The sequence below is a fragment of the Alicyclobacillus suci genome, assembly GCF_017329615.1.
GTDB classification, from domain to species: Bacteria; Bacillota; Bacilli; order Alicyclobacillales; family Alicyclobacillaceae; genus Alicyclobacillus; species Alicyclobacillus suci.
Map to the genome: position 1 here is coordinate 1 of NZ_JAFMTW010000022.1, position 24074 is coordinate 24074.

Sequence of the window (24074 nt, forward strand, 5' to 3'; positions counted from 1 at the left end):
CTCGGTGATATTGCAAGCCTTTTGGGAATGCTCGGTTTTAACATTTTGCAGTTGGCCGGTGTGTCGGTGGAAAGTCGGGGCTTTTTGATTGAGACGGACAGGCCTGACAGCTTGGACGTCCTCAAGACGATGCTGGCGTCGATGGACGATATCGAAGTGACGGCTTTGCGCGCACCGTCGTTACGCGATAGATTAGCGCTTCGACACGGGCGGTTCATTGAGCGCAGTGATACGGAGGCGCGGACGTATCGATTTGTCCGCGATGAATTGGGCGTCTTGGTCGACTTCTTGGGTGAAATTTTCAAGCGGCCGGGCAGGCAAGTCATTGGCGTGCGTGGGCAACCTCGCGTGGGGAAGACGGAGTCGGTGGTTGCCGCGAGTGTTTACGCGAATAAGCGTTGGTTGTTTGTCTCTTCGACGTTATTGAAGCAGACGATGCTGAAGGAATTGCCACCGAATGATTTTTTATCCGACCATTTCGTGTATATTATTGATGGAGCCGTTTCGGCACTTCGTGGAGACGAACAACATCTGCGCTGTGTCGATGACGTCCTGCGCATGCCTGCACCAATTGTGATTGAGCATCCAGACATTTTTGTCCGACGGTCTCGGTATCAGTGGGACCTGTTCGACTTAATCATTGAATTACGGCGGGAGACGCAAGAGGAGCTTCCTCTCGATGCGCCCGTGGAAGACCCCGGCGCGTGGACACAGTGATTGTGCTGTGTCACATTTGGAAGAAGGAGGGCAATCTGTGCGAGAATTGGGCCGCGTTCTGCGATCGACAAGAGAGTCCCTCGGCTATGACTTGGATGAAATCGAAGAAAAAACGAAAATTCGGAAGCGCTATTTATTAGCGCTTGAGGAAGGCGATTGGAGCGTCCTTCCGGGACGTGTGTACGCGCGTGGTTTTGTCCGCAGCTACGCCGATGTGCTCGGCCTTGATGGACTCGAACTGTTGCAGCAGTATGTCGATGGACGGGAAACGGATGCGCCTGTTGAAAATCCGGACAAGGCGACGGTGAAGGAGTCGCCTTCGCCAGTTGACCGTCAAGTGACCCGGGACGAAGAAGAAAAGGCGCAGCAACCAATGGATGGGGCGCGTAAGGCTGTGGCGCGTATCCGTGAGCCGAGATCGACGCCGAGTGTGTCACAAAAACCGCCAGCGGCTCGCGGGCAGGTCGACAAAACGCGTCGTGGGATTGGAATTGGCGGCGGAGTAGGCCAAGGTTTGATTATTGTTGCGGCATTGGCCGTCGTCGCGGGCGGCTATTTTGCCATTCGCGGACACCACGCGTCGACCCACGCGAACGCGGGACAAACGCCGGTGGTCAACAATACGACGGAGACATCCGCGACAGCTCCAGCGGCCACCAAACCGACGAATACGTCCGCGAATGCGATGGGGAATAGCGCGTCTGTCTCGAACAATACGACGTCGGCGGCACCAGCGCCAGCTGTCGTCGTGACAACTGGGCCAATGGAAAACGGCGCACATACATACGCTGTACAGAACGTAAAGAAGCTCCAAGTGAAATTACAAGTTTCACAAGGTCAATGTTGGATTTCGGTGACGGCGGATGGCAGTAATCAAATTGACCCGAACGACATGGTCAACCCTGGAGAGACGCGCACGTTTACGGCCAATCAGACACTACAGCTGAATCTCGGACATGTTGAAGGGGTTCAAGTGACCGTCAACGGCAAGCCGCTGACGATGCCGGATACACCGAATCCGGTGACTATTCTGATTCAGAAGCAATCGTAAGGCTTCGCAAGTGACAAGGACGTGATGAACTGTGGCAAAAGATGCATCGTTTGACATCGTTTCAAAAGTCGATTTGCAAGAAGTGACCAACGCGGTCACGCAAGCGCGCCGGGAGATTGAGACGCGCTTTGATTTCAAGGGCAGCAAGAGCGAAATTCGCCTAGAGGGTGAAGCGCTGACCCTCATCTCCGACGACGAGTACAAGTTGTCCCAGGTACTCGATGTGCTTCAGACGAAATTGATTAAGCGGGATGTCTCCTTGAAGGCGTTGAAGCCCGGTAAGATTGAGCCAGCTGCGGGTGGCACGGTTCGTCAGGTGTTTACGTTGCAACAGGGGATAGATCAAAACGTAGCGAAACAGATCACGAAACTGATTCGCGATTCCAAGCTGAAGGTCCAAGCGCAAATTCAAGGAGACCAGGTGCGGGTCACGGGCAAAAATCGGGATGATTTGCAGCAGGTGATTCAACTCCTTAAATCGGCAGATATCGACGTGCCGCTTCAATTTACGAATTATCGGTGAGTGTCATGTGTGTGCCACGTGCCGATTTGGGCAGTTTTAGGGATGGGGGAGATGGTGTTTGAACTTGGCGAATCGCATCACGATAGCCAGGATATTCTTGGTGCCTGTCGTGAGTTTGGTCCTCCTCATCCACTATGATTTCTGGTCCATTACCATTAATCATCAAACAACGACCGGAAGTGAGATGATAGCGGCCTTTGTATTCGTTTTGGCCGCCAGTACAGACGGACTCGACGGGTATATCGCGCGCAAGCGGCAACTCGTCACGAATTTCGGGAAGTTTCTCGATCCACTTGCAGATAAATTGCTTATTTCTGCAGTGCTCATCAGCCTCGTGCAGATGCAGCGGCTGCCTGCTTGGGTTGCCATTGTCATCATCAGCCGAGAATTTGCTGTCACGGGCTTGCGCTTGGTCGCCGCAGCGGAAGGTGTCGTTATTGCCGCTAGCCGCGTGGCGAAATTGAAGACGGTCACGCAGATTATTGCGATGGTGGCGCTAATTATCAACAATTTCCCATTTTCGTGGTTCGGTTTTCCGTTTGCCAATCTCATGCTGTACCTAATGGTGGTTATCACGGTCGTATCCGGTCTGGACTACTTTTGGAAGAACAAACGCATCATCCGTGTAACAGATTGATGGCGGGAGATGATGGTCGATGGCGAATCGCTGTCAGGCGGAACTCATTGCGGTCGGTTCAGAAATTTTGCTAGGCCAAATCAATAATTCGCACGCACAATTTATTTCGAACGAACTTGCCAAAAACGGCCTATACGTGTACCATCACGGTGCAGTCGGTGACAATGAAGCACGGATACGAACAGCATTTGAAATTGCGTCGAAACGGTCCAACGTCGTCATCGTCACAGGCGGCCTCGGACCGACTGTTGACGATTTGACAAAAGAGGCGTTGGCTGCTTTTCTAAATCGTCCATTGGTGTTATCGGAAGCGGCGCTCGAACACCTGATGCAGTATTTTGCTGGTCGGCAGCGGCAGATGCCTGAAGAAAACCGCAAACAAGCGTATTGTATAGAGGGCGGGGAACTGATTCCCAACGAGAACGGAACAGCACCAGGACAGTACATTTATGATAAAGGTGTACATTTCTTCCTCTTGCCTGGGCCGCCATTGGAAATGCGGCCAATGCTCCGAAATTTTGTTCTCCCGCGGCTTACCGAGATTTTCGGCGACAGGCAGGCGTTGATTTCCCGCGTATTACACTTTTGTGGTATTGGTGAATCTGATGTAGATCAACAGATTCAGGATTTGACCGCTGGGGAGAATCCGACGGTGGCTCCACTGGCTGGCGAGGGTGAAATGTTGTTGCGCATCACGGCGACGGCTGACAATGAGGCGGCTGCCCGCGCAAAAATTGCACCCGTTGAGGCGGAGCTCCGCAGGCGCTTTGGCCCCTATTTGTATGGTGTCGACGACGATACGCTGCCAAGCGTCGTCGGTCGGCGCCTAACCGAGCGACAGGAGACGCTGTCTGTTGCAGAAAGTTGTACCGGCGGTCTTTTGGCGAGTATGCTAACCGACATCCCGGGTAGTTCAGGATATTTTTTAGGCGGTGTCGTGGCGTATGACAATCGCGTCAAACAAGGGTTGTTGGGCGTGCCAGCCGATGTCTTGGAGCGCGACGGGGCAGTTTCTGAAGCGACGGCGCGGTGGATGGCGGAAGGCGTCCGCCGGCGGCTGTCTACTACGTACGGGATTGGCATCACTGGCATCGCTGGGCCAGGTGGCGGTACGAAAGACAAACCCGTGGGCTTGGTCTATGTCGGTGTCGCCAATGAACACCAGACGCAAGTCTATCGACTGCAATATCGTGTGTCGCGCGCACAGGTTCGGCTTCGTACCTGCAAGCAAGCGCTTTGGCGATTGCTTGGCATGATGGACTGAGGTTGTTTGTCGGATAACGGTTGTTGTTTGTTTTTCTCCTCACACGCATGGAATGAGAAATATCGCGCGTTTGGCGTGGCAGCGTGCCACAGGGCGTGATGCTGCGCCGATGACCTACAGAAAGGTGAGTTTATGTCATCATTTGAAGAGTTTGGTTTGCATCGCCGTGTTGTGCAGGCGATTCACGATATGGGCTTTGAAGAGCCTTCACCTATCCAACAAGCTTGTATTCCTACTGTGATGCAAGGCGTAGACGTGATAGGGCAAGCGCAGACCGGTACCGGGAAGACGGCTGCGTTTGGTATCCCTTTGGTTGATCGGGTGACACCTGACCATCACGTACAGGCTATCGTTCTGACGCCGACCCGAGAATTAGCGATTCAAGTAGCTGGGGAAATCCGCAAAATTGCCAAGTACAAACGCGTCCGCTCTCTCCCAATTTATGGTGGACAATCGATTGGCCACCAAATTCGCGCCTTGAAACAAGGCGTTCAAATCGTCATTGGCACACCGGGCCGCGTTCTTGATCACATTCGTCGCGGCACACTCCGCCTGAGCCAAGTGACCACCGTGGTGCTTGACGAGGCGGACGAGATGCTCGATATGGGCTTTATCGAGGACATCGAGAGCATCCTTCGCGAAACGCCGGAGACGCGTCAAACCTTGTTGTTCTCCGCGACCTTCCCAACCGAAGTCAAGCGTCTGTCTGGCCGTTACATGCGCGACCCACAGCACGTCACCGTCAACCGTGGGGAAGTCACTGTGCCGCGTATTGATCAGATTTGTTACAAAGTGTTGGAGCGCAATAAGCTCGAAAGTCTCTGCCGCATCGTCGACAGTGAAGAAGTGCAGCTTGGCATTATCTTCTGCCGGACTAAGCGCGGTGTCGATGAACTCGTCGAGGCGCTGATGGCGCGCGGTTACATGGCCGATGGTCTCCATGGAGATCTCAGTCAGGCCCAACGCGACCGAGTGATGCGGCGCTTCCGCAAGAGCGAGATTGAACTGTTGGTTGCGACGGATGTGGCAGCCCGCGGCCTCGATGTCGACGACGTCACGCACGTCATCAACTACGATATTCCGCAAGATCCAGAGTCGTATGTCCACCGCATTGGCCGCACTGGCCGCGCTGGCAAGCATGGCTTGGCGATCACGCTGGTCACGCCGCGCGAGTTCAAGTTGCTGAAGCAAATTGAACGCGAAACCAAGGTCAGCATGGTTCTGCGCGAAGTTCCTTCCCTCGAGGACGTGGCTGAGCGCCAAGCGGAGATGTGGCGCAATCGCATTGTCGACGTGCTGAACGAGGGCGGGTTGGCACATTACCGCGCCATCCTTGGCAACCTCATCGACGAGCACGATCCCGTCGATATCGCCTCAGCCTTGCTGAAAATCGCGTCTGCCGGTGAAAGCTCCCGCGCGGATGGCGACGATTACGACTTTGGTGACACAGGCGCTCGCCCGGGTATGGTGCGTTTCTTCGTCAATATCGGCCGCACTGCGCGCATGAGCCCAGCGGACTTCGTTCGCGCCATCTCGGAAGAAGCCGGCGTGCCAGGTGCAGCAGTTGGGCGCATTGACATTTTTGATCGCTTTACCTTCATCGAAGTTGAAGAGGAAAGCGCGCCGTTCGTCTACGAAGCGCTCCGTCAAAGCCGCATCAATGGCGCGCGCGTCAACCTCGAGCCAGCCAAACCGCGCGCAAGAAGCTAATTGGCGCACGCTCGCCCATGCCGGATGCATGGGCGAGTGCAAACAGGGTTATCCGCGGCGGGAATCCCGCTGTTGGGTAACCTTTTGTTGCAATTGGGGGAATGTGCGGGCGCAGGTGGCGGCGCGGCTGTGGTGCGCGGGGGATGCTGAGGTCTGTGAACCTCAGCACGCTCGCGACGAGGGGGCGGGCATGTCTTATTCATAAGACAAAATTTGTACATTAAGTCTGGCATATTTGCCGAAATCAAGAGAATAAGGAAGATAATCTGCGCTATGAACCCGTCCCGCCCGCGCCTCTCTGGCTGCACCCCGCACCCGCCTTCCACCTCTCCGGCTGCCGTCCTGCCCGCCACCGCTTGGCCCTCAATCCAAATTTGTCTCCGTTCTATGCGAACAAATGTTTGCATTTGTTGATAGAGTTGATACAATAGGTTCAAAGGAAGAACGCAAATCAACGCGAATACATGTATGTATCGAGAATCGAGACGTCTAACTAGACTCGCAACGGGTCCTCGTGTAGGATGGCCGGATTCCTGATAAGAATTGAGGATGGTGTGTCATGGGAGACAAGCGCGCGGCGCTGGATATGGCCTTAAAACAAATCGAGAAACAATTTGGCAAAGGTTCAATCATGAAACTGGGTGAAGCATCGGCCCAAATGAATGTGGAGACTGTTTCTACAGGGTCCATCGCACTGGATATTGCGCTGGGCGTGGGCGGTCTTCCGCGTGGACGAATCATTGAAATCTACGGCCCTGAGTCTTCTGGTAAGACTACCGTCGCGCTGCATACGGTCGCCGAAGTGCAGAAGCTCGGTGGACAAGCCGCTTTTATCGATGCGGAGCATGCACTTGACCCGGTTTACGCTTCAAAACTCGGTGTGGACATCGACGAGTTACTCATCTCGCAGCCAGATACCGGTGAGCAGGCCTTGGAGATTGCGGAGGCGTTGGTGCGCAGTGGTGCGGTAGATGTCATCGTCGTCGATTCGGTCGCAGCATTGGTGCCGAAAAATGAGTTGGAAGGCGATATGGGAGACTCTCACGTCGGACTACAGGCGCGCTTGATGTCACAAGCGCTGCGGAAGCTCGCGGGCGCTATCAGTAAGTCGAAGACGATAGCCATCTTCATTAACCAAATCCGTGAAAAAGTCGGTGTGATGTTTGGGAATCCAGAAACGACCACGGGTGGCCGAGCGTTAAAGTTCTATTCGACGGTGCGTTTGGAAGTACGTCGGGCCGAAGCGATTAAGCAAGGGAACGATGTCGTCGGGTCGCGTACGCGCATTAAAGTCGTCAAGAATAAAGTGGCACCGCCATTCCGTCAAGCCGATGTCGATATTATGTTCGGGGAAGGCATTTCTCGCGAGGGTAGCATTATCGATATGGCCACGGAGATTGATATCATTCAAAAGAGTGGCGCTTGGTACTCGTTTAACGAGGAACGGCTGGGGCAAGGGCGTGAAAATGCCAAGCAGTTCTTGAAGGAACACGTCGAAATTGCTGATCAGATTGAAGCTGCTGTACGTGAGCACTATCAGGTGTCGACTGCGAAACCCATCGCGGCTGCAGTGGTTGAGGATGAAAATGAAGACGAAGAGGACGTGCTTGAATTTGGCAGCCTCACCTGATTTTCAGGAGGAGATTGTGGGCCGCGAAGTGGTCCCGGGGAACCCGAACGTCGTTCGGGTTCTTTTTCGTCATCGCGATGCACTTGTTTTACCCATTGCCGATTGGGTTGATTATGGGCTGAAAATTGGGTTAAAGGTGCCTCCAGATGTGATCCGTCAGTTCGTACGCCGGGCGAACATGGTCGATGCTTTACAGCTCGCTCGCGTGTATCTGACTGGACGCGTTAAGACGTCGGCGCAGGTCACGACGTACTTGCAGCGCAAGGGCGTGGATTCGGATGCTATATCGGATGCCATCCGCCATCTCGAGCAGATAGGTGCGCTGGATGATGAGGCGTATGCCGTGCAATTTGTCGAGGTATATGGAAAGCGAACGGGGCGGCAGCAATTGTATCAAAAGCTGTTACAGCGGGGCATTCCACGGGATATTGCAAAGGATGCAGTTGCATCACACTTAGCGCAGGATGTGGAGATGACTGCGGCCATTGAGTGGGCGAACAAGTACATCCGCCGTCATGGTCTGCCGGAGGACGCGAGAGCACGAATGAAAATGATGCAACACTTGGCGAGAAAAGGGTGTCCCAGCGAAATTGTGCGCCGTGCCGTGGAGATTGTGCTTCGCCATGCCGACGGCGAAGCATAGTTGCAGTCGAGACCATAGCAATTTTGTCCGGATTGGATGGGCGGATCGTACCCATCTGTACGAATCGGCACTAAAGCGGGAATGATTGGGATGAATTCCGGGTTTGGGAATAAAATGGTGGTTTCTTGACACTTATTTGGACAAACACGTAAAATATATGGTGCGTATCATTTACGGCCTCTAGCTCGAATCCGTCATACATTGACGCGAACGGTTGGTTATCCAACTGGAGCAGGGAGGCATTGTCTTGTGACAGTTCCCATTTGGTTGTGTATTGTCATAGCAGTTGTTGGTTTGCTGATAGGCTTAGGCATTGGTTACGTCGCTCGGCGGATGATGGCCGAGTCTAAGATTGGCACGGCTGAAGTTCGTGCCTTGCAAATTATAGAGAACGCTCAACGCGATGTTGATGCGAGACGTAAGGAAGCCATTCTTGAAGCAAAAGAGGAAACACATCGTATTCGTCAGGAAGCGGAGAAGGAACTTCGTGAGCGCCGCAACGAGCTTCAACGTCTGGAGCGGCGTGTATTGCAGAAGGAAGAATCCTTAGATCGAAAGCTTGAAATGCAAGAACAGAAAGCTGAAGAACTGCGCAAACAGGAAGCACAACTTGAGTCTTTGAGAGATGAAATCGAATCGCTGCGGATGGAGCAGGTTCGTGAGCTCGAACGCGTGTCTGGTTTGACGCGTGAGAGTGCGCGAGAACTGATTCTCAATCAGGTTGAACGTGAAACACGTCACGACGCAGCGGTGATGGTGAAGCAAATTGAACAGGATGCGAAGCGGGATGCAGAGCGTCGTGCCCGGGATATCATCGCAAGTGCGGTGCAGCGTTGTGCGGCTGATCACGCGTCGGAAATCACCGTCTCGGTCGTGAATTTGCCGAATGACGAGATGAAAGGTCGCATTATTGGTCGCGAGGGTCGCAATATCCGTACCCTGGAAACGTTGACGGGGATTGACCTGATTATCGACGATACGCCGGAAGCGGTCATTCTTTCGGGTTTTGACCCGATTCGACGCGAAATTGCACGTGTTGCCTTGGAGCGGCTCGTGGCAGACGGGCGAATTCACCCGGCTCGCATTGAGGAAATGGTTGAGAAGGCGCGCCGTGACATCGATGACTTGATTCGCGAAGAAGGGGAGCAGGCGACATTCGACAGCAATGTCCATGGCCTGCATCCAGATCTTGTGAAATTGCTGGGTCGTCTGAAATTCCGGACGAGCTACGGTCAGAATGTGCTGAAGCATTCGGTGGAAGTTGCACATCTGGCTGGCATGATGGCTGCTGAACTGGGTCTTGATGTCGCGTTGGCTCGACGTGGTGGGTTGCTGCATGATGTCGGTAAGGCTATCACGCACGAGGTTGAAGGGTCCCATGTAGAAATCGGTGTGGACCTGGCGCGTCGATATAAGGAACACCCCATTGTCATCAATGCCATTGCGGCACACCATGGTGACGTGGAGTTTTCCTCGCCTGTATCTGTCATTGTGGCGGCGGCCGACGCGATTTCTGCTGCACGACCTGGCGCGCGTCGGGAGACGCTGGAGATTTACATGAAGCGTCTCGAAAAACTCGAATCTATTGCCGAATCGTTTTCGGGCGTGGAGAAGAGTTACGCCATTCAAGCAGGGCGCGAGATTCGCATTATTGTCAAACCAGAGTTAATTGACGATGCGGAATCTGCGTTGGTGGCAAAGGAGATATCTAAGAAGATTGAAAACGAACTGGATTACCCAGGTCAGATTAAAGTGACTGTAATTCGAGAAACTAGAGCCGTTGAATACGCAAAATAGAGTAGCCGTGTGGCTACTCTATTTTTCAGTGTATGCAGCGGATAATCGTCGTTAGGGGAGGGTTCACGGGGGAGCCCGCATTTTTCAAACCCCGCGACTTGAAATTGTAGGAGGCTTTCTCAATCTAATATGAATCGTGATTTCGTGTAAGCTTTGGATAGTAGGCAGAAGGGACATGACTGGTGAAAATTTTATTTATCGGAGACATCGTGGGGGAGCCCGGGCGTCGATATGTAGGCGAAATTCTTGATCAGATGCTGCCGGAGATGCAACCAGACTTGGTGGTCGCCAATGCAGAAAATGCGACGCGTGGTAGGGGGCTGTCGCGGCAATCGGCAGAGGAATTGTATGACGCTGGGGTAGAAATCTTGACGATGGGAAATCACACGTGGGATCAGCGACAAATTTTTGAATTTATTGACGATGATATGCGGATTGTGCGTCCTGCCAATTACCCGCAGGGGACACCTGGACGTGGATTTACGGTGGTGCGTGTGGGGAAACACGAAGTTCTCATCATTAATGTGATGGGTCGCACGTTTCTCAGTACGTTGGACTGCCCATTTGAGGCTGTGGACAAGATTCTGGCGGACCATCCGCAGATTCGCCACGTACTCGTTGATATGCACGCGGAGGTCACCTCGGAGAAGCTTGGTATGGGGTGGGCATTTGCTGGAAAAGTGTCGGCCGTACTGGGGACGCATACGCACGTGCCGACTGCGGATGCCAGGATTCTGCCCGGGGGTACGGCGTACATATCGGATGTTGGAATGGTCGGACCGCACGATGGCATTCTCGGAATGAAGCGAGAGCAGGTCATCCGGCGCATGCGAACGCAATTGCCGACGAAGTTTGAGGTGGCCGATGGGCCGCGTCAATTCTGCGCAGTATTGCTGGAACTGGATGATGAAAGCGGCAAAGCGCTGCGAATTGAGCAGGTCCACTGTGAGGAGCCATCCGCATAAGTGGTCTGCGCAGTGACGGTGAAATGGTGATTTTCCTGTCGTTCTTGTCCCATCAGTAGCATAAACAGGACATTTCTGCAATATCGATATATTGTCCTACTGCCGAAGGGGATAGAGGAGGTCATTTCATCGTGGATGTATTAAAGGTCTCGGCTAAGTCAAATCCGAATTCAGTTGCGGGGGCTTTGGCAGGGGTATTACGCGAACAAGGAAGCGCTGAGATACAAGCGATTGGTGCAGGTGCACTGAATCAGGCTGTGAAGGCGGTCGCCATTGCCAGAGGGTTTGTGGCACCAAGTGGCGTCGATTTGATTTGTATTCCGGCATTTACCGATATTCAAATCGATGGTGAAGACAGAACCGCCATTCGACTTCTTGTGGAGCCAAGATAACTCAGCTGATGTGCTTTCGGAATGAGGGGAGATTATACGTTGCAGTCATGGCTCGTTGCGGATGCGCATGTGGATGTACTCATGAAATTATTAAATGAAAAGATTCGGTTCGTGGAACATGGACCGGAGCTGGAAGCCAGCCTGCCTTCCTTAGCGGCGGGTCATGTGGCGACGCAGGTCTTCGCGCTGTTCGTCATGCCACAGGCGGACGCCGGGGGGCAGTTGCACGACGTGTTGCGCGAGATTGATGCGTTTTATCAGCAAATCGCTTGTGTCCCCACTGTTCGCATGGTGAAATCGCGGAGTGATTTGCGGGCGGCGAGATCGCAAGGGCAGATGGCCGCGATGTTGTCTCTCGAAGGGGGCGGTTGCCTGCAAGGGCGTGTCGAGGTGTTGCGGATGCTCAACGAGCTCGGCGTGCGTGGCATGGGACTCACATGGAACGATGCCAACGAGTTGGCAGACGGCTGTGGCGAATTGCGCGGCGGTGGGCTGACGCGGGCGGGCAGGGCCGTTGTGCGGGAGTTGCAGCGGTTGTCCATGTGGATCGATCTCGCCCATCTCCACGACACCGGCATCCGGGATATTCTGCGGATTACCGATGGCCCTGTCATGGCCTCGCACGCGAATGCGCGCACCGTGCACGAGCATCGCCGCAATTTGACCGACGATGTGATTCGGGAAATCATTCGCCGAGATGGCTGGATGGGACTCACCTTTGAAGCGAGTTTTCTCGCCGATGGGCAGGCGACCGTCGACGATGTGTTTCGCCATCTCGAACACGTCCTAACCCTCGGCGGCGAACATCACGTCGGCTTTGGCTCGGATTTCGATGGCACGTCGCACCCTGTGCCAGGTTTGGCGCGCAGCGGCGACTACGCGAATTTCGCGGAGCAGCTTGCCAATCGATATGGCGAAGCCTTGGCGAAACGGTTGCTGTTCGACAACTTCGAGGACTTTTTGATGCGGCAGTTGCCCGCGTAAATGAGGGAATTGGAATCGAATCAGGAGAGCGCCTATAAAAGGCGCTCTTTTTTGTGTGCAAGCCCATCTTGACAAGACACTCGGTTCTCTATGCGCACCCATGTAGACATCCGCATACGATGTCGTGTGGTTGCGGTTGGGCGTCTGACTCGTAGGGAGACACAGTGGCACGGCACTCACCACTTTCTCCCGCTCCGCATACCGATACAGTATCAAACTCGGGCGAATGACCAAACGTTCACCCGGGCCAAATCAGAGGAGGTTGCCGCATGGTGCTTTCAAACAAAGACCTCAACTACCGTGAGATCATGGCCAACGCGGTCTGCGGCCGGGGTAGTAAATATGCACAGACGACATACACGATCCGCCCCACGTATCGGCCTAGTACAATCGGTGGTTGCTGGGTAATGAATCACATCTACGAGGCAGAACTCGTCGGAGATTACGTCGAGGTTCATGGTCGCTTTGATGTGAATGTATGGTACTCACACAACAACAATTCCGAGACGGCTGTCGCCAAGGAGACTGTCACTTATGTCGAGCAGATTGCGCTGCGAGATCTCGACACCGAGTGCATCCGCGACTCCCGCGAAGTCCACGTGAGTGTCATTCAGAGCCCGAACTGTCTCGACGCCACCCTGGCTGGGAACGGTTCGGAAGTGCTCGTACGCGTGGAGAAAGAATTGGGCGCGGAAATCATTGGGCAAACGAATCTTTGTCACATAAAACGACATCTTGATTTACGTTAAAAAACATCCCGGAGTGTAATTTGAACGTCGGTGCCCACGACCTCGATTCGGCCGATGAGTTGTTGAAGTAATTCCCTTTGCTGAGCGGTGCTAAGCGAATGCCATCCTGCTCGAAAATCGCTGGCGCGTGCGTGGATGAGGTGCGCGCGCCGTTCGATAGACGCAGCATCAACGGATGCGTGACGCGTGTCGGTGATTTCCAGTAGGTCATCCTCCAGTCGAGCCAACCTTACCCTGAGTTCATCCAGGGTGACGCCGCCCAGTTCATAGGCGTCCAGCAGGCGCCGCTTGCGCGCCAATAAGGATTCGTGAACTTTTGCCGTATCGCGCGGTTGTCCGCGTTGCGCGTCAAGGTCAATCGTCAATTCTGAGATGGCGGCTTGGATGTGATGCTGCAGGGCGTCCACTACAGCTGCCTCCAGCAGGTCCGCCCGTACCATCCGCGCATCACATTGTTTTAATCGCGCCTTGTTGCAACGATAGTAGCGGTATTTGCGGTTGTACTGCCCCGTCATCGACGCCCCGCATTTGGCGCACCAGAGCAGACCGCCAAATGGAAATTTTCCAGTCCCTGCGCGCGGGGAGCGCCGTTTGCGCCGTTCTCGCGCATGTTGGGCTGCTTGCCAGGTGGCGAGATTGACAATAGGTTCATGGCTTCCGTCGGTCAGAATGGTCTCCTGTGACGTCTTAGCACTGCGGTATCCCCAGCGGATTTTGCCGATATAAACCGGGTTTTCGAGCAGATAGGAGACGGTGTGATTATCCCATATCCCGCCCCGTGCGTCGGTCGTTCGCAACCAGCGCGTGATGCGGTCAATGCTATCTCCGTTTACATATCTGTGAAAGATTTCGCGGACGACTTGCGCCTCTGTTGGATTGACAGCGAGTGTCTCTCCATTTTTCGTGTATCCGAACGGTGCGGCTGCCGCCACACGTTTACCTTCGAGTGCCTTTTGTGCCATTCCGATGGCGACGCGCTCACCGATGGTTTCTCGTTCCCATTGGGCCATGGCGGCGACCATCGTGATGAAGAGGCGACCAATGGCCGTGGTCGTGTCAAAAATCTCGGTAGCGGATTTGAAGCCAACCTGGTACTTGTCGAATAATTGCAGAAGTTGGTAGAGATCGGAAACCGACCTAGTCAGCCGATCCAGCTTGTATACGAGCACGATGTCGATATTTCCGGCGGCGATATCCTGCAGCAATTGTTGTAACTTTGGCCGATGTGTATCTTTGGCGGAAATGCCCTCGTCAGCGTAGATGCCGACAACTTGCCAATCTTGACTTTCACAATACGCGTTGAGTTTTTGCGTTTGCGCCGCGAGCGAGAACCCCTCTAAAGCCTGTTCCTGGGTCGACACGCGGATATAGATTGCCGTCCGCTTCATGTCAGACTCCTTTCGTCAACAGCGGTGCTACTCCATTTTACGTGCCCACAACGAAGATATCCCATCTGTTGCGCGCACCGGTCAGGGTGGTGGTTTAGCAAGCAGACAACCCGTCTTGGCATAGGGGTTAACAGGGGGTGTCTGGATGTCGAATCACACACGGCGCTTTCACGTACGCTTTGTGGGGGAATGGACGAAGGCACACACGAAAACTTATCAGGAATTTGTTCTGCGTGCGGTTGACAGTGAGATAAACGAATCACGGACGCAGCAAACAAATCGGCAATACGACTCGCAAAGTCCCTCGCAGGATAAACAGGGTAGGCGGTAGTGTAGAGCCGGGATGATGGTGCGTAGCGCTTTGGGGCAAATATCATGCAGAAGTGTTGTCTGTCAAGCGGAATATTATAGGAATGTGTGAAATATATATGAGACAGGAGACGCTTGGCCCCCGCATTGAGAGGGGAGACCCACATTGAAAGACTTCATGTCCGCCCTGAAAATTTTGCTTTTGGTGCTTCAAGTCGCTTCAGGCATATTGCAACTGGTGCGTCAGTGGAAGCGCAAAAAATCGCCAAGATCTCGCGTGTAAGGTGGAGCTTACACGAATCTTGATGTAGCGAATTCCAGGGGGCCAGCGCCCTCCAGCACTCGTCTGCGAGCGTTGGTCACAGGAATCTTCCATCGCTCGTAACACTTTGATTGTATGCAGTAAGCAGGCGTTATAGCACTAGGAAGCTGTCATCGTTTGTTCACAGGCGTTGATACCGTGTAGGCGTATGATAATCAATAGATAGTTAGTCTACTGAACCTATCGAAGCCGAAAGGTGGGGGACACGATGAAGATTTATATTGTGACTTATGAATTGTCTTCAGATAAATCACGCGCGCGTGAGGCGCGTATCGAAGAAGCGATAAAGTATCAAGGGGAAGCCCTTGAAATTCAGCGGGGCGTTTGGATTTTGAAGTCGGTGTACGCGCATTCGGCCATCCGCGACATGATTCAGGCTGAACTGGACGAGCAGGATAAGCTGTTTGTTGGTACGCTCAGTGGCTATTCTGCCCTTGGCAACACATTTTCACAGGAAGCCGCGGCGCTCATCGCTTCGGTTTGGCATCGCAAATCTGTGGACAAGCACTCCGCATAACGAACGCACGGAACGGGTTCTTTCTAAATACCCCCCGCACATCGTCAGATGGCGGGGGGTATTTAGATCTGCGTTGCGTGCCGCAACCTAAGCGTAGTGGCGCATGTTCACGACCTCTCCCCGGTGAATTGTACCGAATTCCGTTGCCAATTTATTTTCGAGCAAGAAAGCTTGGTTGGAATAGCTGGTGGCTGGAATTGTCGGGTACATAGACGCTGATGGCACGTGTGCGAGGCTTACGAGCTTGTATCCGTTGGTGTTTTTTCGTGTGACAAACGAAACTCTGTGTGCTAACAGCCGAGTTGGTTGAAAAGAAAGACGAAGACGACTACTTCGAGGAAGAAAGTGTCCTGGAAGAAGTCGAAATCGAAGACTGAGATCTACGGTACAAAAGTGGGTAGGGGGAATACCCCTGCCCATTTTTCAGGGAGGTCATCAACATGCGGATGTCTGTCGAAATCAGCTCGAGCTTGCGGGGGAATCACGTTCGGTTGAGCGGTGCCGACGGCACCAAACTGCCAAACCGACTCGTTTTCGGCGGGCGGGCGACAACGGTTCAATGCACGCGCAATCAAGGACAAACCAAGCATGTGACCCTTTACGTGTCGCGGGCGTTGGCACAAGCCCTGTTTGGCCTCGGCCAAAACCGCGTGTTGCACGTGCGCATCGGCGACGCCCTGTGGAGATTGGGGCCTGTACTAGGGTTGTACGTAGACTTGATTGCGGCGAAGGATAGACCGTTTGGCGAACAGACACGCATGTTTGAAGAACTTTGTACATATGGGCAGCAATTAGGCGTATTTGTAGTCGTGCAGACACCTGGCGACGTGACGGCAAGGTCAGCCAAAGTGTATGATTCTGTGTCCAAAACGTGGCGTACGGTGCGCGGCGTTGTCCCTGACCTGGTCATTCGGCGCGCGGGCACCTTTAAGAAGCCGCGGGCAAAGGTGGCAAAGCGCGAATTGCAGCAGTTGCTCCTACGTAAACGCCTCTACACATTACCAAGCCAGTGTAGTAACAAGTGGACACTTTACCAGGTCCTGCACTCGACACCAGAGCTTAATCGCCATTTGCCGGGCACCACGATGTGCACCAGCGGTACGCAATTGTACCGAGAGGTAATGGCGCGCAATGACGTGTATGTGAAGCCGCCTGGCGGATCGCAAGGGGTATCGATTTATCGTCTGCAGCGAAAAGGGGCCCTGATTGAAGCGACGTTTGAGCGACGCGTGGTGCCGCGCTATACAGAGCGTCTGACGAAGGTATTTGAGCCGCGTACGACGATTGAACATCGCATTATCCAATCCATCGACGAATGTGTTTCGTTTTGGAAACAGACGCGTTTGACGCGCGCCGTCGTCCAGGACACGGTGGAACTGCCGAAGCTGGATGGACAGCCGTACGACTTTCGTTGGCTCGTGCAATCGAGCGACGAACCGACGGTGGTGGCGCGAGTGGCGCGAGTTGGCCAAAAAGGCGCGGTGACTACCAATATTCACACGGGTGGCGACGCGCGCAAGGCTGAAGATCTCGTCCGCCGGATTGTCGGGCGTGATTCAGTGAAGGAGACCATCGCGAAAATGGACAAACTGGCGTCCCAGGTCGTGCGGACGCTCGCAGCGCGCTATGGCCCATTTGCAGAACTCGGAATTGACTTTGCGTTGACGCCAAAAGGGGACATTTATATTTTCGAGGTCAATCCCACACCAGGGCGCCGTATGCTCCGCATGTTGTCACAGGACACCCGCCGTCTATCACTCGAGTACTTGCTTGAATATGCTATCAGAGCAACCGGCTATGGTGGAGCAATACATTAGTCAACGGCGACCCAGATGGTCAGTGCGAGTACGGCCAATGCCGTTTATCACCCGTCACTGACTAGGCGTTCGGGTTGCATAGGAGGGGGCCGCCAGTCATGGAACTGGAGCAGAGACAGTTACGCGTCAGCACATTTAAAAGTGCAAAACCGCTTCTGCGTCTGAGCCCCTCGACCGGCTATCTGGCAGCAGCACCGTTTCGTTCCATTGAGTGTGTCCATGGCGGACGGCGGGTGACACTCGAGGCCGTAATTGACGAAGCGTTACCGCGCAACGCCTTGTCTATGAGCAGTAAGGCGGCGGAGCAATTGCGCCTGACAGAGTATACATGGCAAATGCCGGCGGGGGTGACACGGGGGCGCATTCAATTCGGCCCTCTGATTGGCATTCTCTCCAATCCGAGGTGGGACAAAGAAGCTCGTACGCTTCGCAAGAGTAGTCAGACGGAGGTATTACAACGCTTGGTGGAGGCTGGGCGCGAACACGGTGCCGTGTGCTTTGTATTCGGTATCCATTCAGTTAATTTGAAAGCCGGTACGATTACCGGTTACGTCTTGAACGACGGTGTGTGGCACCGGCGCGAGTTGCCGTTGCCCGACGTGATTTACGACCAGTTGCACTCGCGAAAATTGGAACAAGATGCGAAGGAGCTTAGAGAGGCCCTGTCCAAGCGTTACGGCAGCCGGATTTTCAACGACGGCTTTTTCGATAAATGGCAGGTGTACGAATGGTTGCGGGAGGATAGACAAGTCCGGCAGCACCTTCCGCAGACGCGTCAACATACCAGTATGTCGTCTGCCGAGGCATTTTTGTCTTCGCATTCGGTGACCTTTTTAAAACCCTTGCACGGGAGCCTGGGGCTCGGAATTGCCCGGTTCGTCCGGCAGCGGGATGGGTCGTATACGTACGAGGTCAAGCGCAAAACGTCGGCGATTGTCCGTGGCAAGGCCGCTTCTGCAAAAAAAGTCCTCAGCGTATTTCGCACAAGGTTGAAACATCGACCGTATATCTGGCAAGAGGGGCTGCCACTCGCGACATATCACCATCGTCCTGTCGATTTTCGGATTCTGATGCAGCGGGATGAGACCGGGGAGTGGAAGCGCACGAAAATGTTTGCGCGGGTCGCGAGAATCGGTGATTTCACGTCAAATCTCAGCGGCGGCGGAGACGCGATGCCGGTTGATCAAGCACTTGCCGAATGCCTTCCAAAAGTCGAGCAGCGGAACCGGGCGAAAGCTCAAATTCGGCGGCTTTCCCGCCAGGTTGTCGATGCCCTCGAACAGGGTGCTGGTCGCACATTTGGGGAACTTGGCATTGATTTAGGTTTAGATACCTCAGGAAAAGTGTGGATTATTGAGGTGAATTCCAAACCTCGAAAGACGCCAACGACGGAAAAGGGACGTCAAGACCTGGTAGACCTTTCATTCGAACGGCCGATGAGGTATGCCATCTATTTGGCGACAAAGGCGGCGAAATAGAACTCGGAGAAAGGGGGACGTGGGGTATGGCGTATTACCTGTTACACCGAAACCAACCCTCCGCAAAACGACTGTTGGCGAGTTTATCGCGACTCTCCCGATACCGTGCGACCAATTCCGTGTCCGATTCGGATGTGCTGGTGCGCTGGGGTGCTGCGGAGGAGAGTGACCCGGCACACGGCGCCGTGCTCAACACCAAGGACGCAATTGAGCGCATATCATCGCGGGTGGAAATGGCTAAATTTTTGCGGCGGGTCGGTGTCCGGGTGGCGCCGAGATCGACAAAATCCGGCGGGATTACGACGTTTACTCGGCAATACCGCATTCCGATGTTCGATTTGGTGCCGATTGGCTGTTTTCGATCCGACTCGGGCGCCGGCTGGTCGAGTGCCCGCATATCGCGCGTGCACGCGTCGTTTCACGAAATCTCCGTGACGGAAGATAAACAGACGCGCCGAGCGGTCTTTTTGGCGACGAGGACGTTGCATGCGCTGGGACTCGATTTCGGCATGGTCAGTATTGGGGTGGGTCCGAAGGGATTGTTGCAGGTGATGGACGTCACTGCGACGCCTGTCCTTGAGGGCCGCCTGCTCGAGATGTACAAGGATGCCATGACCGCCTTTATGGAGCGCGAGGAACAAGCGCGGCGGGGCACGTATACAGTGACGCTTGGCACGGATATCGAAATTATGCTGCGCAATCCACAGGGGAAGATGGTGCTGGCGAGTAACTATTTTACGCGGCGCGGGCGGATTGGCTGCGATGATCGGAGTGTCAATTTTGATGGCAAGCGACTACCGCTCATGGAACTGCGCCCGGCGCCGGATCCGACGCCGGGCGGGCTTTTGCAGAACTTGAAGCGACTGATGCGCGAGGCGAGTGAGCGCATCAACCGACCGAATGTGGAATGGCGGGCGGGGAGTATGCCATTTCGACCGTACTGCACCGGTGGGCATATTCACTTTTCCGGCGTACCCTTCTCCAGTCGTTTGGTGAAAGTGCTTGACAATTATCTAGGACTACCGTTGATGGCAGTGGAGGACCGTCGGACAGCTGGGTTACGGCGACCGAAATACGGCTATCTCGGTGACATTCGGCATAAAGATTACGGGGGATTCGAGTATCGGACACCGGGCAGCTTTGTGTGCAGTCAAGTGGTGACGACAGCGGCGTTTCACCTCGCGCACATGCTGGCATCGCACTACCGTGACTTCAGCCTTCCAGATATCTACTCGCCGAGTCTGCAAATCGCGTTTTACGAAGGGCAGATTGGTGCACTGCGGCCGCTTATCCTTCGAAATATCGAGACGATTCGGCGACACGCCGCATACACTCAGTACCGTGAATATATCGAGCCGCTCTTTGTCATGATTGAGCAGGGCCAAACGTGGAACGAACAGAGAGACGTTCGCGTCGAATGGGGCATTCCAACCAGGCGCACCCGTGCCACCGGGAACGTCAGGACGCGGCGGGCAAAAGTCGCAGGTGCTCGATGAGGAAGAGGGGTCGCTTTCGTGAGTCAACAGCCAAATGCTGAAATGGTGTGGTTGCGGCAGAAAAACCACATCGTTCATGTCGTCCAGCCGCGGGTGGCCGCAAAGTCGCAAAAGTGGCCAGCTTACGCGCGCGTGCTCGGCGGCCAGACACAGTTGCCGATCACACAAAGCCTTCCCCAAGGACAAATCCTCTATCGGTGTCCTGTCTCGTTGTATGAGAGAGGAGCTGTTGCTGAAGTGGGTCCGGTGTTCGCGATTTTGGCCGGAGAAGGAAATAATGGATTTGTTGGGGCCAGGCTAAATTTTCGGGATGTCATCGAGTGCGGACGCAAACAAGGGGCGTTTGTCTACGTCGTCGCGGCAAACGACGTACACATGGGGAACACATGGTTTGGCTACGTTCGCCTTGGGCACCAACGCTGGATTCGGATTCCGTGTCCGCGACCGCACGCTGTTTATAATCGGATTCCGACACGCGCGCTGGAGCGGCGCAAGAGTGCCATCCGCGCGCGACAGGTCATCCGTCAGCTAGGGATTCCGATGTTTAATCGCGAGTACTTCAACAAGGCTCGAATTTACGCGCTGGTGAGAAACCATGGCCTGTCCTCGTTTTTGCCGGATACGGAACCTGAGCTGAATCGGGAGAGACTTTTTGACATGTTGCAAAAACACGCTTCCGTTTATCTGAAGCCGGCAGGTGGTAGTGTCGGGCACGGGATGGTGAGGATTGATTCGGCGAAATCGGGCTGGACGGTGGCTGTGCTCAAGCGAGGACAGACGAATAAGCATGCCTGCGCCACGGCGGACGCATTGTGGCAGATGGTACAACGGGAACGCGTACCGGGTCGTTATGTTATCCAACAAGCCATTCCGCTCGTCGAATACCGCGGTCGCCCGTGCGATTTTCGCGTGTTGCTGCAAAAGCAGGATGGAACTTGGCAAGTCGTCGGGCGTGGCGTTCGGGTCAGTGGTATCGGGCGGATTACGACGCATGTGCCTAACGGCGGATCGATTGCCAATGCCGATACGGTACTCAAGGAGGCGTTTGGCGATGCCGCAGAGCGTGTGAATGACCGACTTGTTCAATCCGTCTTGGACGCGGCGCGCGCCATTGACGACGGGTACCAGGGAGAATTAGGGGAGATGTCGATGGACATCGGCATTGACCCACAAGGGCATGCGTGGTTCTTTGAGGCCAATGCCAAGCCGATGAAGTTTGATGAACCTGAAATTCGCCGCAAATCACTGGAAGGCGTTATCCAACATCTGCGGGAGCGAGCGGGCCTTTAGGCGAGTGGCCAGGCTAACGCGAACCGCCGTTTTCCTCTAGTAATCATGCGAATCTGGTGAAACGGGATGTAGCGCCAAGTGCTGTCGTACACGAGCAGTGCTTGATGGTTTTGAATGATTTTGTCGATGTCTGGCATGTCACTCGCAAATGACTGCTTGTCTGGCGCTACAACTGCCCCGTCGAAACATTCCTCCTGCGAAAGAACATACACCTCGAACGTCGGGATGGTCAGCTTGTCCGACACTTCGGAGCCCTCCTCTAATATTTCCACGTGAGCCGCATCTGACATTATGGTATCATCAAGTGATAGATGTGCAATCACATTCAATTGAACGGGCACAAGGAGTTGTTGAGGTTGGAAAACTTGGTCAAGCTTGCGCGCGAAGGGCGTCTGGAACAAGGCCTTGGACTGACCTTTGGCACACATCGCCCCAATCCAGTGGAGCGTGTGGCTTACGATATAGAAGAATTAGTGCGAGATTATCGCGTCGGCCGCCGGGCTGACGGGTCGCCATATCGGTTTCTGATTAAGACGTACGGCTGCCAGATGAACGAGCACGACACGGAAGTGATGGCGGGCCTATTGCTTGCGATGGGTTACGAACAGAGTGATAGCGACGAGTTTGCTGATTTTATCTTGTTCAACACCTGTGCTGTGCGGGAAAACGCAGAGGCAAAGGTGTTTGGTGAAATTGGCCGGTTGCGTCCGCTCAAGGCGAAAAACCCGGAATTGCTCTTGGGGCTCTGTGGGTGTATGGCACAGGAACAAGGCGTTCAAAAGATGGTATTGGAGAAATTTCCGTGGGTTGATGTGGTCTTTGGCACACACAACATCCATCGCTTGCCAGCCATTTTGACCGCTGCGAAACAATCGCAGGAAACCGTGATGGAAGTGTGGGAGAAGGCGGCAGAGACGGTGGAAGATATTCCGAAAGTCCGCAAGGATAGCGTCCGAGCCTGGGTCAACATTCAGTACGGGTGTAACAAGTTCTGTACCTACTGTATCGTTCCGTATACGCGGGGGCGCGAGCGCAGCCGTGAACCGGAGGACGTCATCAAGGAAGTGCGGGAACTCGTCGCAGCAGGCTATAAGGAAATCACCTTGCTGGGGCAAAACGTCAACGATTACGGCGTGGATTTGGGAACCATCACGTTTGCCCAACTGTTGCGCGCCGTAAACGATATCGAGGGCATTGACCGCATTCGGTTTACGACGTCGAACCCGTGGAACTTCACGGACGACCTGATTGCGGCCATCGCCGAGTGTGAACACGTCGTCGAGCACATTCACTTGCCGGTTCAGTCGGGCAACAACGAGATTCTCCGGCGGATGAATCGTACGCACACGCGGGAGTATTATTTGCAATTGGTGAACAAGATTCGCAAGGCGATTCCCAACGTCAGTTTGACGACGGACATTATTGTCGGCTTTCCTGGCGAGACCGAAGCGGCTTTTCAGGACACGCTGTCACTCGTGCGCGAGGTTCAGTTTGACAATGCGTTTACCTTTATTTACTCCCCTCGTGAAAATACGCCGGCGGCGAAGTTTGCGGATGAGGTGACACTCGAAGAGAAGAAAGATCGCTTGCGGCGTCTGAACGATGTCCAGTACCAGATTAGCCTTGCGCGCAACCAAGCGCTGAAGGGGCGAGTGGTCGAGGTGCTGGTCGAAGGCGAAAGTAAGACCAACCGCGAGGTGCTCACTGGTCGCACGCGTACCAACCATTTGGTGTTGTTCCCAGGGGATATTTCACTAAAAGGGCAACATGTCGACGTGGAAATCACCCATCCACAAACGTTCCTTCTAAAGGGGCAATGCGTGTATCGCGAGGAGGTCGTTTCGTGAGTATCTTGGAGCCGACGCGCGAATTGGTGTTCGATAAAGTCGACGCCATTGCGAGCCAAATTGCCAGTTCGGAAGCGGCGAGTATGTACTGGCAGGCGCGCGATAAAATGATGCACCATCAGGAAGCGCAAGGACTGTTTGATGAACTGAAGAAGAAGACGAACGGATTGCTCGTACTTAAGGACCGGCTGGGAGAACAAAGCGACAAATACCAGCGCATCAAACAAGAGACGGCGCGCATTGAGGAACGGTTGGCGGAGATTCCGGTTGCGTTGCAATACAAAGCTGCGCAGGATGAGTTGAACGCTATGCTCCAAGAAGTGATTTTGGTACTTTTGGCGCGGTTAAAGGACGAAGTGCCGGTCGAGCCGGGGCCACGCCAATGCGGTTCTGGCGGAAGTTGTTCCACTGGTGGCAGTTGTTCGTGTTCACATTGATACAGACGTGTTCCAAAGCGGTCTACCGATGGCGTCGGCGTACGTTACCGACAAGGGCCGCGGCGGCAATAGGCTATACGACGGTCGCCGGAAGTCGGCGGCCGTTTCGTC

General features: G+C 54.3%; 22 protein-coding genes. 20 read left to right on the forward strand and 2 right to left on the reverse strand.

Annotated elements, in window-relative coordinates; genetic code table 11:
• From J3482_RS11755 to cotE, 13 genes are all read left to right on the forward strand, one after another.
• Positions 1-717, forward strand: a 717-nt coding sequence (locus J3482_RS11755; protein ID WP_206922461.1) for a DUF3388 domain-containing protein, incomplete at its 5' end; no start/stop codon positions are given.
• Between the two features lie 37 nt (positions 718-754).
• Positions 755-1768, forward strand: a complete 1014-nt coding sequence (locus tag J3482_RS11760; RefSeq protein WP_188332127.1) for a helix-turn-helix domain-containing protein — start codon at positions 755-757, stop codon at positions 1766-1768.
• Positions 1769-1799: 31 nt separating this feature from the next.
• A complete protein-coding gene (locus tag J3482_RS11765) occupies positions 1800-2291 on the forward strand; it encodes a YajQ family cyclic di-GMP-binding protein (protein ID WP_146821804.1) in 492 nt (163 codons plus the stop codon).
• Positions 2292-2349: 58 nt separating this feature from the next.
• Positions 2350-2928 (forward strand): CDP-diacylglycerol--glycerol-3-phosphate 3-phosphatidyltransferase, encoded by a 579-nt coding sequence (gene pgsA, locus J3482_RS11770; protein WP_021296400.1) that lies wholly within the window; start codon positions 2350-2352, stop codon positions 2926-2928.
• Between the two features lie 19 nt (positions 2929-2947).
• Positions 2948-4192 carry a competence/damage-inducible protein A gene (locus J3482_RS11775; RefSeq protein ID WP_206915702.1) on the forward strand — a complete coding sequence of 415 codons (1245 nt, stop codon included), beginning with the start codon at positions 2948-2950 and terminating at the stop codon, positions 4190-4192.
• 132 nt (positions 4193-4324) lie between these two features.
• Entirely contained in the window at positions 4325-5902 is a 1578-nt protein-coding gene (locus tag J3482_RS11780; RefSeq protein ID WP_146821806.1) for a DEAD/DEAH box helicase, read from the forward strand.
• A 559-nt stretch (positions 5903-6461) separates the two neighbouring features.
• On the forward strand, positions 6462-7532 hold the full coding sequence (gene recA, locus J3482_RS11785) for a recombinase RecA (protein ID WP_146821807.1): 1071 nt from the start codon (positions 6462-6464) through the stop codon (positions 7530-7532).
• The gene (locus tag J3482_RS11790; RefSeq protein WP_188332128.1) at positions 7510-8175 is read left to right on the forward strand and encodes a regulatory protein RecX; all 666 of its coding nucleotides are present in this window, start codon (positions 7510-7512) and stop codon (positions 8173-8175) included. The genes recA and J3482_RS11790 overlap by 23 nt, the downstream gene beginning before the upstream one ends.
• 249 nt (positions 8176-8424) lie before the next feature.
• Complete coding sequence (rny, locus tag J3482_RS11795; protein WP_146821809.1) at positions 8425-9972, forward strand: ribonuclease Y; 1548 nt, start codon at positions 8425-8427, stop codon at positions 9970-9972.
• A 182-nt stretch (positions 9973-10154) separates the two neighbouring features.
• On the forward strand, positions 10155-10937 hold the full coding sequence (locus tag J3482_RS11800; RefSeq protein WP_146821810.1) for a TIGR00282 family metallophosphoesterase: 783 nt from the start codon (positions 10155-10157) through the stop codon (positions 10935-10937).
• 131 nt (positions 10938-11068) lie between these two features.
• Positions 11069-11329, forward strand: a complete 261-nt coding sequence (locus J3482_RS11805; protein WP_021294820.1) for a stage V sporulation protein S — start codon at positions 11069-11071, stop codon at positions 11327-11329.
• A gap of 39 nt (positions 11330-11368) precedes the next feature.
• The gene (locus J3482_RS11810; protein WP_223204011.1) at positions 11369-12313 is read left to right on the forward strand and encodes a dipeptidase; all 945 of its coding nucleotides are present in this window, start codon (positions 11369-11371) and stop codon (positions 12311-12313) included.
• A 269-nt stretch (positions 12314-12582) separates the two neighbouring features.
• A complete protein-coding gene (cotE, locus tag J3482_RS11815) occupies positions 12583-13062 on the forward strand; it encodes an outer spore coat protein CotE (RefSeq protein ID WP_146821812.1) in 480 nt (159 codons plus the stop codon).
• Here the strand turns inward: cotE and J3482_RS11820 are convergent.
• The gene (locus J3482_RS11820) at positions 13059-14450 is read right to left on the reverse strand and encodes a recombinase family protein (protein WP_206915704.1); all 1392 of its coding nucleotides are present in this window, start codon (positions 14448-14450) and stop codon (positions 13059-13061) included. The genes cotE and J3482_RS11820 overlap by 4 nt on opposite strands.
• A gap of 839 nt (positions 14451-15289) precedes the next feature.
• On the opposite strand from J3482_RS11820, the gene J3482_RS11825 reads away from it, so the two are divergent.
• The 5 genes from J3482_RS11825 (at position 15290) to J3482_RS21555 (ending at position 21679) form a co-directional block, all read left to right on the forward strand.
• Positions 15290-15598 (forward strand): hypothetical protein, encoded by a 309-nt coding sequence (locus J3482_RS11825; protein ID WP_021294814.1) that lies wholly within the window; start codon positions 15290-15292, stop codon positions 15596-15598.
• A 440-nt stretch (positions 15599-16038) separates the two neighbouring features.
• On the forward strand, positions 16039-17415 hold the full coding sequence (locus J3482_RS11830) for a YheC/YheD family protein (protein ID WP_206922462.1): 1377 nt from the start codon (positions 16039-16041) through the stop codon (positions 17413-17415).
• Positions 17416-17513: 98 nt separating this feature from the next.
• Complete coding sequence (locus J3482_RS11835) at positions 17514-18893, forward strand: YheC/YheD family endospore coat-associated protein (protein ID WP_223204012.1); 1380 nt, start codon at positions 17514-17516, stop codon at positions 18891-18893.
• A 26-nt stretch (positions 18894-18919) separates the two neighbouring features.
• The gene (locus J3482_RS11840) at positions 18920-20389 is read left to right on the forward strand and encodes a putative amidoligase domain-containing protein (RefSeq protein WP_146821815.1); all 1470 of its coding nucleotides are present in this window, start codon (positions 18920-18922) and stop codon (positions 20387-20389) included.
• Between the two features lie 18 nt (positions 20390-20407).
• On the forward strand, positions 20408-21679 hold the full coding sequence (locus J3482_RS21555; protein ID WP_146821816.1) for a YheC/YheD family endospore coat-associated protein: 1272 nt from the start codon (positions 20408-20410) through the stop codon (positions 21677-21679).
• Here J3482_RS21555 and J3482_RS11850 read toward each other — a convergent pair.
• The gene (locus J3482_RS11850; RefSeq protein WP_021294807.1) at positions 21676-21924 is read right to left on the reverse strand and encodes a hypothetical protein; all 249 of its coding nucleotides are present in this window, start codon (positions 21922-21924) and stop codon (positions 21676-21678) included. The two genes, J3482_RS21555 and J3482_RS11850, sit on opposite strands and share 4 nt — an antisense overlap.
• A gap of 111 nt (positions 21925-22035) precedes the next feature.
• Between J3482_RS11850 and miaB the strand changes: the two genes are divergently transcribed.
• Both miaB and J3482_RS11860 read left to right on the forward strand, forming a co-directional pair.
• Positions 22036-23526 (forward strand): tRNA (N6-isopentenyl adenosine(37)-C2)-methylthiotransferase MiaB, encoded by a 1491-nt coding sequence (gene miaB / locus J3482_RS11855; RefSeq protein ID WP_146821817.1) that lies wholly within the window; start codon positions 22036-22038, stop codon positions 23524-23526.
• Complete coding sequence (locus J3482_RS11860; protein WP_223204013.1) at positions 23523-23963, forward strand: YlbF/YmcA family competence regulator; 441 nt, start codon at positions 23523-23525, stop codon at positions 23961-23963. Before miaB ends, J3482_RS11860 begins: the two co-directional genes overlap by 4 nt.
• Positions 23964-24074: the final 111 nt, after the last annotated feature.